The organism is Flavobacterium sp. N1994 (assembly GCF_025947145.1).
In the GTDB taxonomy this organism is placed as follows: domain Bacteria; phylum Bacteroidota; class Bacteroidia; order Flavobacteriales; family Flavobacteriaceae; genus Flavobacterium.
On sequence record NZ_CP109999.1, the window covers coordinates 2,007,046 to 2,020,468 of the forward strand.

General features: G+C 35.6%; 11 protein-coding genes. 3 read left to right on the forward strand and 8 right to left on the reverse strand.

The genetic code is table 11. The features are described from left to right. The first annotated feature begins 80 nt into the window (after positions 1-80). The gene (locus OLM53_RS08940) at positions 81-764 is read left to right on the forward strand and encodes a ComF family protein (RefSeq protein WP_264519887.1); all 684 of its coding nucleotides are present in this window, start codon (positions 81-83) and stop codon (positions 762-764) included. Between the two features lie 73 nt (positions 765-837). Then, entirely contained in the window at positions 838-2,439 is a 1,602-nt protein-coding gene (locus OLM53_RS08945; protein ID WP_264519888.1) for an Ig-like domain-containing protein, read from the forward strand. 7 nt (positions 2,440-2,446) lie between these two features. Here OLM53_RS08945 and OLM53_RS08950 read toward each other — a convergent pair whose 3' ends face one another. From OLM53_RS08950 to OLM53_RS08980, 7 genes are all read right to left on the reverse strand, one after another. After that, positions 2,447-3,211, reverse strand: coding sequence for an amidohydrolase (locus tag OLM53_RS08950; protein WP_264519889.1), 765 nt, complete (start codon positions 3,209-3,211; stop codon positions 2,447-2,449). A gap of 2 nt (positions 3,212-3,213) precedes the next feature. After that, on the reverse strand, positions 3,214-6,024 hold the full coding sequence (locus OLM53_RS08955; protein WP_264519890.1) for a GH92 family glycosyl hydrolase: 2,811 nt from the start codon (positions 6,022-6,024) through the stop codon (positions 3,214-3,216). A gap of 17 nt (positions 6,025-6,041) precedes the next feature. Further along, positions 6,042-6,881, reverse strand: a complete 840-nt coding sequence (locus OLM53_RS08960) for an endonuclease/exonuclease/phosphatase family protein (RefSeq protein WP_264519891.1) — start codon at positions 6,879-6,881, stop codon at positions 6,042-6,044. Positions 6,882-6,990: 109 nt separating this feature from the next. Then, complete coding sequence (locus tag OLM53_RS08965) at positions 6,991-7,752, reverse strand: succinate dehydrogenase/fumarate reductase iron-sulfur subunit (protein ID WP_264519892.1); 762 nt, start codon at positions 7,750-7,752, stop codon at positions 6,991-6,993. An 8-nt stretch (positions 7,753-7,760) separates the two neighbouring features. Then, positions 7,761-9,770, reverse strand: coding sequence for a fumarate reductase/succinate dehydrogenase flavoprotein subunit (locus OLM53_RS08970; RefSeq protein ID WP_264519893.1), 2,010 nt, complete (start codon positions 9,768-9,770; stop codon positions 7,761-7,763). A gap of 10 nt (positions 9,771-9,780) precedes the next feature. Further along, positions 9,781-10,446 carry a succinate dehydrogenase cytochrome b subunit gene (locus OLM53_RS08975; protein ID WP_264519894.1) on the reverse strand — a complete coding sequence of 222 codons (666 nt, stop codon included), beginning with the start codon at positions 10,444-10,446 and terminating at the stop codon, positions 9,781-9,783. A gap of 161 nt (positions 10,447-10,607) precedes the next feature. Then, positions 10,608-11,474, reverse strand: a complete 867-nt coding sequence (locus tag OLM53_RS08980; protein WP_264519895.1) for a hypothetical protein — start codon at positions 11,472-11,474, stop codon at positions 10,608-10,610. Between the two features lie 139 nt (positions 11,475-11,613). Between OLM53_RS08980 and OLM53_RS08985 the strand changes: the two genes are divergently transcribed. Continuing rightward, positions 11,614-12,906, forward strand: a complete 1,293-nt coding sequence (locus OLM53_RS08985; RefSeq protein WP_264519896.1) for an aminopeptidase P family protein — start codon at positions 11,614-11,616, stop codon at positions 12,904-12,906. Positions 12,907-13,073: 167 nt separating this feature from the next. On the opposite strand, the gene OLM53_RS08990 is transcribed toward OLM53_RS08985, so the two are convergent. Then, positions 13,074-13,409, reverse strand: coding sequence for a hypothetical protein (locus OLM53_RS08990; protein WP_264519897.1), 336 nt, complete (start codon positions 13,407-13,409; stop codon positions 13,074-13,076). Positions 13,410-13,423 lie beyond the last annotated feature (14 nt).

A 13,423-nucleotide genomic window follows, 5' to 3' on the forward strand; every position in this document is an offset into this window, starting at 1 on the left:
AAAACGGAATGTAAAAAAATGATTTAAAAACGCTTAGAATACATTTTTTTTATAATTTTATGTAAGAAATTTATCTTTTTATGTGGAATCATCTTCTAAATTTATTTTTTCCAAAGTCTTGTGCGGGTTGTCATTCGATATTATTAAGCGATGAAAAGGTAATTTGTACCCAATGTCGGCATGAAATTCCGTTGACTAATCATCACACCATTGAAAATAATGAAGTGATACAAAAATTTTATGGAAGAATTCCTTTAGAGTTTGGTGCCGCGTTGTTTTATTTTCACAAAAAAGGGATAGTCCAAGAGATAATTCACAAATTAAAATACAAAGGGCAAGAAGAAATCAGTGAAACTGTGGGTCATTGGTATGCTTCTGAATTAAAAGATTTAGAACAACTAAAAAATATTGACTACATCATCCCAGTTCCTTTACACCAGAAAAGATTACGCGAACGAGGTTATAATCAAGTAGAAGGTTTTGGAAATGCCTTAGCTGCTGATTTGAAAATTCCTTTTGATGAAAAGATTTTATTCCGAAAATTATATACTAAGACTCAGACCAAAAAAGATCTTCTTGGTAGAGCAGATGTCATTGCCACTGTCTTTGATGTTGATTTTAACGAGAGTCATCACGGCAAACATTTTATGTTAATTGATGATGTCATTACTACGGGTTCAACACTCGAAGCTTGCAGTCGAGCCTTGTTAAAAATTCCTAACGCCAAAATCAGTATTGTTTGTATGGCGATGGCGCATAGTTAAATGTTAAGTTTCCTCAAAAAGATTTCATTCACACTAAATATAATCGTTATTTTGTGCTTTGAAAAAATGCTTTATGCCAAAAAATAGTTTAAAATATTTTTCTTTACTGATGCTGCTTTTTATCATTAGTTGTGCTAAACGTGGCACTATAACTGGAGGCTCTAAAGACACTCTGGCCCCTGTTTTGAAAGCTAGTTATCCGAAGAATTTTACAACAAATTTTAATGGAAAAGAAATCAAATTGGTTTTTGATGAATATGTAAAACTAAAAAATGTCAATAAGCAGTTGATTATTTCTCCACCTATGAAAAATCAACCAGATATTTTACCACAAACTGCAAGTAAACTATTGACTATAAAACTTAAAGATACTTTGAGACCCAATACAACGTATAGTTTCAATTTTGGACAAAGTATAGAAGACAATAACGAAGGCAACCCTTATCCACAATTTAAATATATTTTTTCTACCGGAAGTTATATTGATTCTTTGGCGGTTAGTGTGAAAGTGAAAGACGCATTGGAGAAAAAGACTGATAATTTCGTTTCTGTAATGCTATACGAAATCAACGAAAAGTTTAATGATTCTACTATTTATAAAGAAACTCCAAGATATGTTACCAATACTTTGGACAGTCTAAAAATCGTAAAACTGGAAAATATAAAGGCTGGGAAATATCTTTTAGTAGCATTGAAAGACAACGGGAACAATAAATACAATCCCGAATCAGATAAAATAGGGTTTCAAAAACAATATATTACTATTCCTAATGATACCATTTTTGAAGTAGAATTGTTCAAAGAAATTTTACCTTTTAAAGCTATTAAACCAACTCAAGCCTCGAAAAACAGAATTTTGATGGGCTATGAAGGCAAAGCTAAAGAGGTAAAAGTGACCTTAAAAAATGGCGAAGAAATTATACCTTCATTGGTTACAAATTACCCGAAAAAAGACTCTTTACAAATTTGGTTCAAACCTGTAAAATCGGATTCCTTGCATGTAACCGTTCAAAAAGAGAATTACAGTAAACAATTCACGGTGAAATTTAAAAAACAAAAAGCAGATACTTTATTTATAAGTTCTGAATTTACTGGAAATTTACCACTTCGGGAGAGATTTAATATTACTAGTGCTACGCCTTTGATAAAATTTGATAAATCAAAAATAGCTGTATTCAATAAAGATTCTATCGCAGTTCCTTTTGAAACCGAGTATGACGAAATGAATCAAAAACTCTATTTGAATTTCAAAAAAGAACCTTTGGAAAAATATAAAATCTCTATGATGCCAGGGGCTTTAGAAGATTTTTACGAACATAAAAGCGATACCTTAAGATACAATATCACAACCAAAAATGATTCAGATTATGCCAATATGAAAGTAGTATTGGAAAACTTAAAACGTTTCCCAGTCATTGTGCAATTAACGGATAAAGATGGCAAAGTTAAAGCAACAGAATATACTGAAAAGGAAACAACCATTAACTTTGAAGCTTTAGAACCAGCCCCTTATACATTGCGGATTATTTATGACGATAATAAAAATAAAATCTGGGATACTGGAAGTTATCTAGAAAAACGACAGTCCGAAGAAGTCATTTATTTACCTAATCCTATTGATCTTCACGCCAATTTTGATTGGGAACAATCATTTGATGTAAAAAATCCGAAGTAGTATATTTCTAACTTATTTTAAACTCATCTTTATCATTCAGAAAAGCCAATTTGTTTCGTGTTTCTAGCAAATTTGCCTTGTTTAATTCTACAATAAAAACGGCATCTGCTTCTTGTGGCTCCAACAAATAGTTGCCAAGAAAATCTACCACTTGAGAATGTCCAACATACTCATGATGGTTATCATCCTTACCAATGCGGTTTACTCCAATAGTATAACACATATTTTCGACAGCTCTTGCTTTTAGTAAAATATCCCAAGCATTGACACGTACTTTAGGCCAGTTAGCAACATACAGCAACACATCATAATCTTCTACATTTCGCGAAAAAACTGGGAAACGCAAATCGTAACAAACCAACGGACAGATTTTATATCCCTTATATTCTATTACCAATTTATCTTTTCCGGCGGTATAAAATTCATTTTCGCCAGCCAGTGAAAACAAATGTCTTTTATCATAGGTTTTAATGTCTCCATTAGGAAAAACAAAAACCAACCGATTATAATAATTGCCTTTTTCTTCGATAACTAAGCTCCCTGTGATGGCGCAATTTTTGGCTTTTGCCAAATGTTGGAGCCAGGAAACCGTTTCTCCTTCCATCGTTTCTGCCACTTGTTTTGGATTCATAGTAAACCCTGATGAAAACATTTCGGGAAGCACAATCAAATCAACGTCTTCCATAAAGCCTGTAATTTTTTGTGCCAAATGGCTTCGGTTTTCAATTGGGTTTTCCCAAGCTAACGAGGTTTGAACTAAGGCTATTTTCATGGTTATTTGATTGAAATTTCGTCAACAAAAATAAAAGCATCACCGCCAAAACCCTGATGCCATTCGGGTAGTTTCCCAAAATTATACGCTTTGACTTTTACGTATTTAGCTTTGGTGCTATTATTAGGGTGAAAGATAAATGTTTTGATACGATTTTCTGTTTCCTTTGGATCAATATCATTTAAAATGGTTCCTGCTAAAGTAAAATTGATATTATCATTCGAAACATAATAATCCACTCTAGTTGGCATCAATATCCAAGAACGCGAATCCTGAAGAAATCTGGAGTTAAATTCTTCAATCTCCTTTTCTGTTTTTAAATCAATCACTGCTTCAAAATCCTGCCCTTGATACCCCTGCCAATCGCCTTTTCTCCAGTTTTCTGTTCCAAATATCCCATCAATCAACCCTTCTGGACCACCAGCATGATATTGTGGATTGTAGGTTGATTTGATGTCGATAGTGTAATTGTTAGGTTTTTTGAAGAAGGTAGATTTTACTATATTGCTTTCTTTCCTATCATTGATACTTTTTGCGAGTATTTCAATTGTTTCATTAACAACTATTGGTTTTGTGTATAAACTCCAAACTTTATCTTTTGCTGCATCATTATTTCCGTTTATCAAATAGTAGATTTTAGCATTTGGGTTTTGAGAAATTATTTCAATAGTCATTTTATCCTTAAACGCTTTGCTTTCTGCCTGAATTACTGGAACAGTAACAATATTTGGAGCATAATATTTGTTATCTCTTTTAAATCCACTTTCTGATTTATCACAAATCAGTATTTCCTTTTTATTAGTTTCTTCTCCTGTTATTTTTTCATAATTAATCTTAACACTTTTAAAAAGTGATTTAGTATCGTCCCAGTATGGCAATCCGGGAGTAACATCATAAAATCCCATAGAGCTTAGCACATACCAAGCACTCATTTGTCCGCAGTCTTCATCACCAATCAAACCATCGGGAGCATTTTTATAGAAATTATTTAAAATGTAATGAACTTTCTCGGTTGTCTTTTCTGGCTTACCAACATAATTATACAAATAGGCAATATGATGACTTGGCTCGTTCCCGTGAGCATATTGACCTATTAATCCGGTAACATCAGCTTGTTCGCGACCTGTTGTTTTGCTTTCGCTGTTGAACATTTCGTCTAACTTGGCTTCAAATTTTGCTGCCCCGCCGTAAGCTTCAATCATCCCAGGAATATCTTGTGGAACGAAGAATGAATATTGCCAGCTGTTGCCTTCTGTAAAGTTATTGTTGATTTCCTTTGGGTCAAAAGGTTTGTCCCAACCCCCATTTTTCTTAGGTCGCATAAATCCTGTATTCCAATCAAAGACATTTTTCCAACTTTGAGAACGTTGCATGAAGTAGTCGTAATCCTCTTTTTTATTTACAATCATTGCCATTTGCGCAATACACCAATCGTCGTAAGCATATTCCAAAGTTTTAGAAACACTTTCATGTTCGTCATCCATTGAAATAAAACCTTGCTTTTTATAGGCATCTAAACCTAAATGGTCTAGCATAGCCGAATGTTTTGCCGCCTCAAAAGCTTTTTCATAATCAAATCCTTTGATCCCTTTTGCCATAGCATCTGCCATTACAGAAACCGAGTGATAGCCTATCATACAATCAGTTTCATTGGAAGCCAATTCCCAAACGGGTAATCGTCCGCTTTGTTCATATTGAGCTAAAAATGTATTGATAAAATCGGCAGTGCGTTTCTTTTCAATTAAAGTATACAACGGATGCGCTGCTCTAAAGGTGTCCCAAAGCGAGAAAACCGAATAGTAATCAAATCCTATCGCTTGGTGAATTTGGTTGTCTCTCCCGCGGTATTTCCCATCTAAATCTTGAGCAATGTTAGGTTGCACCATGGTGTGGTATAAAGCGGTGTAGAAAATGGTGTTTTTGTCTTTATTGGTTTCTGTTATTTCTATTTTGGAAAGTTGTTTGTCCCAAAGTTGCTCGGCTTCTTTTTTGACTGTTTCAAAATTCCAGTCTTTGATTTCGGAACTATTTAATTTGGCACCATCATAAGTGGTTGGAGAAAGAGAAACTTTAATTAAGATTTTTTCTCCTTTTTTGACCTGTTTAGAGAAACTCAAGGCTAATTGAGTTCCGGCAAAGAATGTATCAGTTGCTTTAGCAGGAGCAAATCCGTTATTTCTAACGTTGTTGATTTTCATAGGAACGTTGAATTCTATTCGGGCATAAACATATTGGTCTTTGGCCCAAGCTTCACTTCTCCGTAGAACTTCTATCGTTTTACTATCAATGATTCTAACTTCACCTTCCAACAATTTATCTCTGTGATTTAAATCCAGAATAATATTGGCTTGACCGCTTTTGTTGAAGGTATATTCGTGAAAACCTACTCGAGTTGACGTTGTTAATCTGACATCAATATTGTGTTTATCTAATTTCACAGCGTAAAATCCGGCAGATGCTTTTTCATTGGAATGAGAAAAAGTAGAGTTGTATTCTTTAGGATTCAATGTAGGTTCACCCATAGTTGGCATCAACATAATATCCCCAAAATCAGAACAACCCGTTCCGTTTAAATGCGTGTGAGAGAAGCCATAAATTATGGTGTCATCATAATGATATCCTGAACAACCATCCCAGCTACCATCAATTCTGGTATCAGGAGACAATTGCACCATCCCAAACGGAACTGTTGCTCCAGGATAAGTATGACCATGACCTCCTGTTCCAATCATAGGATTTACATATTGATGATACTTTTGACCGAAAACGGAAAAAGATAATAGTAATAGTAAACCTGAAAGTTTTTGTTTCATTGTAGTAAATAAAAAGCTTAATTATATTTCAATTCAACATAAACTGGCAAATGATCCGATGGATATTTCAAGTCTTTAGAATCACTCAGCACTGCGTATTTTGTTACTTTAAAAGGATTCCCTTTAGATAAAAAGATATAATCTATAAGTGGCGTTACAACTTCATTGTGTTTAAACCCATTAAAGGTTCCCGATGGTCCAAAAGGGTTCTCTTCAGATATCTCTCGGCTGTCGTTCATTTCTTTTTTTAAATTGATGATTCGCTCCTCTTTGGGTTCCGAATTAAAATCGCCCATTAAAAATACTGGATAATTGTTGGTGTTGAGTTCCTTTATTTTGGATAGAATTAAAAGAATTGAATTTGTTCTAGCCAATTCTCCTTTATGGTCTAAATGCGTATTGAAAACCCAAAACGTTTGTTTGGTTACATCATCTTTCAACAAGGCATAAGTGCAAACTCGGTTCAGTGCCGCATCCCAACCTTTCGAAATTTTATCAGGCGTTTCAGATAGCCAAAACGTATTTTCTTGAAGTACTTTAAATCGGTCTTTTTTGAAAAAAATATTGGAGGATTCCCCTTTTCCGACTCCGTCTCTTGCTATTCCTATATGATTGTATTTTGGTAATGCGTTAGCAATATCTTCCACTTGATTGGGCAATGCTTCTTGTATTCCGAAAAGATCTGGTTCGTAAAAAGCCATTTGAGAACACCAATAATCTTTCCTGTTGGGCCAAGCATTCTCTTTATCATTCGGAGTATCAAATCGAATGTTATAGGTCATCATTTTTAACTTTTGTCCTGAAGTTATTGTGGCAAATAGCAAAAGTATCATCAATGAAAAGAAGCCTTTTTTCATACGAATCAAAATCTATAATTAGTTACTGTAAATATAACTCAATAGATTTTATACTATAAAAAAACGCACCCAAAATTGAGTGCGCTTTGTATAATTTAACGAGAGTGAATTATTTCAGACTTGCTGCCAAATATTCTCTGTTCATTCTAGCAATGTTTTCGAGAGAGATTCCTTTTGGACATTCCACCTCACAAGCTCCTGTGTTAGTACAATTTCCGAATCCTTCTTCGTCCATTTGACGTACCATATTTAAAACTCTTTGTGTAGCTTCTACTTTTCCTTGTGGTAATAATGCATATTGAGAAACTTTGGCTCCAACGAATAGCATAGCCGAACCATTTTTACAAGTCGCCACACAAGCACCACAACCAATACAAGCCGCTGCTTCAAAAGCTCTATCCGCATCGTGTTTTGGAATTGGAGTGGCATTAGCATCAATCGTTCTACCTGATGTGTTTACCGATACGAATCCTCCCGCTTGTTGAATTCTATCGAAAGCACTTCTATCAACTACTAAATCTTTTACTACAGGGAACGCTTTACTTCTCCATGGTTCGATATAAATAGTGTCACCGTCTTTAAACTTACGCATGTGCAATTGACACGTTGTAGTTCCGGTTTCTGGTCCATGAGCTCTTCCATTGATATACAATGAACACATTCCACAGATTCCTTCACGACAATCATGGTCGAAAGCTACTGGCGATTTTTTTTCATTGATTAATTGTTCGTTCAGTTGGTCTAACATTTCCAAAAACGAACTTGCAGTTGAAACATTATCTAATTTATAAGTTTCCATGCTGCCTTTAGATTTAGCATCTTTCTGACGCCAAATTTTAAGGTTTATATTGATATTTTTTGCTGAAGACATAATGTATATTATTTGTAATTTCTAGCTGCAATTTTTATAAACTCGTATTTCAATTCCTCTTTGTTCAGAATCTCTTTGCTGATGTCGTAGCCCATATATTCCCAGGCACTAACAAATGAGAAGTTTTCGTCATCACGAAGTGTTTCTCCTTCAGAATCCTGATACTCTTCACGGAAGTGACCTCCGCAAGATTCATTACGTTGCAAAGCATCCATAGCCATTAATTGTCCTAAGTCGATAAAGTCGGCAACTCGCATTGCTTTTTCTAACTCTTGATTCAATTCATCCGCACTTCCTGGCACGTAAACGTCTTTGTAGAATTCTTCTTTTAAAGCGGCAATTTCAGAAATGGCTTCTTTCAAGCCTTTTTCGTTTCTTGCCATCCCCACTTTATTCCACATAATCAAACCTAATCTTTTGTGGAAATGATCTACCGATTTAGAACCGTTGTTGTTCAAGAATTTATTGATGGTTTCTTTTACACTGTTTTCAGCTTCAGCAAATTCAGGTGAATCTGTTGAAATTTTCCCAGTTCTGATTTCATCCGCTAAATAATTCGATACGGTGTAAGGCAATACAAAATAACCATCGGCCAAACCTTGCATCAAGGCAGAAGCTCCCAATCTATTCGCTCCATGGTCAGAAAAGTTAGCTTCTCCAGCAACGAAACAACCTGGAATGGTGGATTGCAAATTATAATCTACCCAAACACCACCCATAGTGTAGTGAACGGCTGGATAAATTTTCATTGGCGTTTCATATGGATTCTCGTCGGTGATTTTTTCATACATCGCGAAAAGGTTACCATATTTTTCTTCCAACCAAGCTTTTCCTAAACGAGTAGTTTCTTCAGGAGTTGGATTATGATTTCCTTGTGCGTAAGCTGCTTGTTTCCCTTTGCTTTGAATCTCGGTAGAGAAATCTAAATAAACACCTTCATTGGTGTCATTTGCTTCAATTCCATGACCTTGGTCACACATTTCTTTAGCAGCTCTGGAGGCTACATCACGTGGCACAAGGTTACCAAAAGCAGGATATCTTCTTTCTAGGAAATAATCCCTTTGATCTTCACTTAATTGTGTAGGTTTTAATTTTCCTTCGCGAATGGCTTCGGCATCTTCTTTTTTCTTTGGCACCCATATACGACCAGAATTACGCAACGATTCTGACATCAAAGTCAATTTTGCCTGATTAGTTCCATGTACTGGAATACAAGTGGGGTGAATTTGTACAAAACAAGGATTAGCAAATAAGGCCCCTCTTTTGTGCACTTTCCAACCTGCAGTTACGTTACTTCCCATGGCATTTGTAGAAAGGAAATACACATTTCCGTAACCTCCAGAAGCAATAACTACCGCATGAGCTGAGTGTCTCTCTAATTCTCCAGTAACTAAATTACGAGCAATAATTCCACGAGCTTTACCATCAACTTTTACTAAGTCTAGCATTTCATGACGATGAAACATCTGAACTCTACCTAATCCTATTTGTCTTGACAAAGCTGAATAAGCACCTAATAATAATTGTTGTCCAGTTTGTCCTGCTGCATAAAAAGTACGTTGAACTTGAGTTCCACCAAACGAACGGTTATCTAACATTCCACCATAATCACGAGCAAAAGGAACTCCTTGAGCCACACATTGGTCAATGATATTAGCCGACACTTCAGCTAAACGATGAACGTTCGCTTCACGTGCTCTGTAATCACCCCCTTTTATGGTATCATAAAATAATCTATATGTACTATCACCGTCATTTTGGTAATTCTTAGCGGCATTGATTCCTCCTTGAGCTGCAATAGAGTGAGCTCTTCTTGGTGAATCTTGGAAACAGAATGCTTTAACATTATACCCCATTTCTCCCAAGGAAGCAGCAGCAGAAGCACCAGCCAAACCAGTTCCCACAACGATAATATCGATTTTGGGTCTGTTGTTAGGCGCCACTAATTTTAAATGATCTTTATAATCGGTCCATTTGTCCGAAATTGGACCTTCAGGTATTTTTGAATCTAGTTTCATTTACTTGAAATTATTGATTAAAATGATGAAACAATGCAATAAAAATAAATCCGAATGGGACAATTATTGCAAACGCATATCCTAGTTTATGAAGTGCTCTCGAAAATTTATTGTTGAATCCAACGGATTGGAACGAAGAATTGAATCCATGCCATAAATGTAAAAACAATAAGAAGAAAGCCAAACAATACAAGCCTGTACGAATTGGACTTTCAAATTTGTGAACTAATTCTGGATAATATCTTGTAGCATCTAACGGATTGGCTTCAACGTATTTGTAAACCATTTCAGGAAACCAAAAATCATAGAAGTGTAATCCAAGGAAAGCTAAAACTACAGAACCCGAAATAATCATATTTCTGGATGCCCAAGAAGAATTAGCTGCCCCATTGTTTTTAGCATAGCCAATAGGTCTTGCGCTTCTGTTTTTAAAATCTAAAACGAATCCCATCACAAAGTGAAAGACAACTCCTGCTGCTAAAATAGGTTGCATGACAAACTGAATCAACGGATTGTACCCCATAAAATGAGAACAAGCATTGAAGGTGTCTGCGCTAAATACCGAAGTTAAATTAATAGTGAAATGAAGTGCTAAAAAAGATACTAAGAAAAGTCCAGAAAGTGCCATGGCAACTTTTTTTGCAATGGACGAACTCAAAATAGAAGATTTTGCCATAAGAATGAATAATTTATTTAAAAAAATCAAACAAAAATACAGCTATTTGACCTTAACTACAACCTTTTCGGAGTAATTTATAATCAATTTAAAGTAGTTTAACAGTTGTTGATTTACAACTATTTAAATGATGTTTTTTGAGCCAAAATCGTTAAACAAAACTATTTCACATAGGTCGGAATCAGTCCTCGCAACCCCATGTCAACCACATTTTCTCCTGCTGCAGGTTCATATTTCCCATCAGCATTAACTTCATGCCATTCAAAACTGTGATTAATAGATAAGGATAGTGTAACGGTTACATCTCTAGTCTCAGTACCATCAATCACTAAATTTGATGCAAATCTTCCAGTAACTACGCAGGAATTAAGTGGAATTGGCGAGGTTGAATTGATTGGATTTGGAACGGTAGTGGCACCAGCTGGTGCTTGCCCAGAAGTAGAATACGGCTGATCATTCAAACCAAAAGCCCAATACCCTTGTGCTCTGTTCCCATTTACAGGAAAGATATTATTGCCGATGTTAAACGTGGTTAAATAAGTATTAAATCCAACAAAACTAGCTAAGGTTCCAGCATAATCTACTCCAGCACTACGAACATTTATCTGATAATTTTGATATGCTAAAGACACACGAATCCATTCATAACTTCCTGCCGTTACTTGGCTTAATGGAATTTTTAAGAACACTTCATCTTGAGCTACAATTTTTTCTCTCGAAAAATCAATGGCATTGCCACCACCAATAGTAGTTTCAGCTCCGTGGTAAACAATGGTTCCTTGCCCTAATTGGGTGTTGGCATTCGGCGCTAATTCTATATAATGTGAACCAAGTGTATTAAAAATGGGTGATTGTGCAGCATTGCCAGCAGGAATGGTTGAAGGTTGCCCAAAGTTATTTAACCTGGCTTGATTGGGGTCAAATTTAAACTTGATAATCAACATAGGCTCACTTGCCGATTCACTAGTACAGGAATAAAGTGAGACCATGGTAATAACTAACAATAATAAGATATAGGATTTTTTCATTTTGAATTTCTTTGATGCTTGGACGAAAATAATCGATTTATGTTAAATGATAACGGCAAAAAGCTATTTTTATTACATTTGAAAAGAATAAATCAAGAATCAATTTATCCAACAATCTAATTATCTAAGAAGTCTTATAATGAAATACCATCAAATAGACCGCCAATTGTTTATCAAAAACAGAGCAAAGTTTGTAGCACAAATGAAACCTAACAGCGTTGCTGTTTTTAATTCTAATGATATTTACCCTGTTTCTGCCGATAGTACTTTACCTTTTGCACAACACCGCGACATCTTTTATTTAAGTGGCGTCGACCAAGAAGAAAGCATCTTATTGCTTTTTCCAGATGCTCCTTATGAACATTTGAAAGAAGTTTTATTTCTAAAAGAAACAAACGAACACATCGCGATTTGGGAAGGAGAAAAACTTACTAAAGACCGTGCTTTTGAAGTATCGGGTATTAAATCTGTCATTTGGCTACAGGATTTCCACAAGACTTTGAAAGAAGTTATGGCTTACGCGGAAACGATGTACATCAATACCAACGAACATTACAGAGCTGCTATAGAAACGGAAACTCGTGAAGCCCGTTTTGTAAAATGGTGGAAAGAAAATTATCCGGCACACAAAGTAGAAAAGTCGAATCCAATACTACAAAGATTGCGCTCTGTAAAAGAAAGCGAAGAGCTAGATTTAATTCAAACAGCCTGCGACATTACCGAAAAAGGATACCGAAGAGTATTGCAATTTGTAAAACCAAGCGTAATGGAATACGAAATTGAAGCCGAGTTCGCTCACGAATTTCTTCGCAATCGTTCCAAAGGGTTTGCGTATACACCAATCATTGCGTCAGGAAACAATGCCAATGTGTTACACTATATTGAAAACAACCAACAATGCCATGCTGGCGATTTAGTCTTGCTGGATGTAGGTGCTGAATATGCCAATTACTCTAGCGACATGACTCGTATGGTTCCCGTATCAGGCAGATTTACGGATAGACAAAAAGAAGTTTACAACGCTGTCTTGAGAGTGAAAAACGAAGCAACAAAAATGTTGACCGTTGGTAATTTATGGAAACAATACCATGTAGAAGTAGGTAAAGTAATGACATCAGAACTACTAGGCTTAGGTTTAATTGACAAAGCTGATATTCAAAACGAAAACCCAGACTGGCCAGCGTATAAAAAATATTTCATGCACGGCACGTCTCACCACATGGGATTAGACACCCATGATTATGGCTTACTTCACGAACCGATGCAAGCCAATATGGTCTTCACAGTAGAACCAGGTATCTATATTCCAACAGAAGGTTTCGGAATTCGTATTGAAGATGATGTGGTGATCCAAGCGAAAGGCGAACCTTTTAACTTAATGCGAAACATTCCTATTGAAGTGGAAGAGATTGAATCAATTATGAACTCTTAATTAGAAAAAAGATAATAGACGGCTCACGAAAGTGGGTCGTTTTTTGTTACCAATAGTATTGTCATTCGGACAAAGGAGGAATCTCCACAAGGATAATGAAATGCTTCATGCGTCAGCATCACAAAGTATGAAAGTTATCTTTTTCCTTGCTTCTTTCTTCTTTTCTCTTAACTTCCTTTTATTCTCAACAAAATCTCATTCTGAATCTTCAGCACTTTGTTTTCTTCTTGTAGCTGGGCTATTAGAGCGTCTTTCTCGGTAATCAAGGTTTTGTCATCACGTTTCGTTTCGGTGTAGGTTTCAGGAAGCAGGTTGGCAATATCTTTAAAAAAATTGTGTTTTGTGGCTTCGCAAATATTCCATAAAATATGGGTTCTGATGTTGGTGCTTCGGGTGTAATTTAAAATAGAAAGTCCGTTTCTTCCAATTTTTTCTCCCAATGCTGATTTTGATACCCGATTATTAGTGATATACTCTTGTAACATTTGTCCGGTGTCTAACATAGTATGATGGTTTT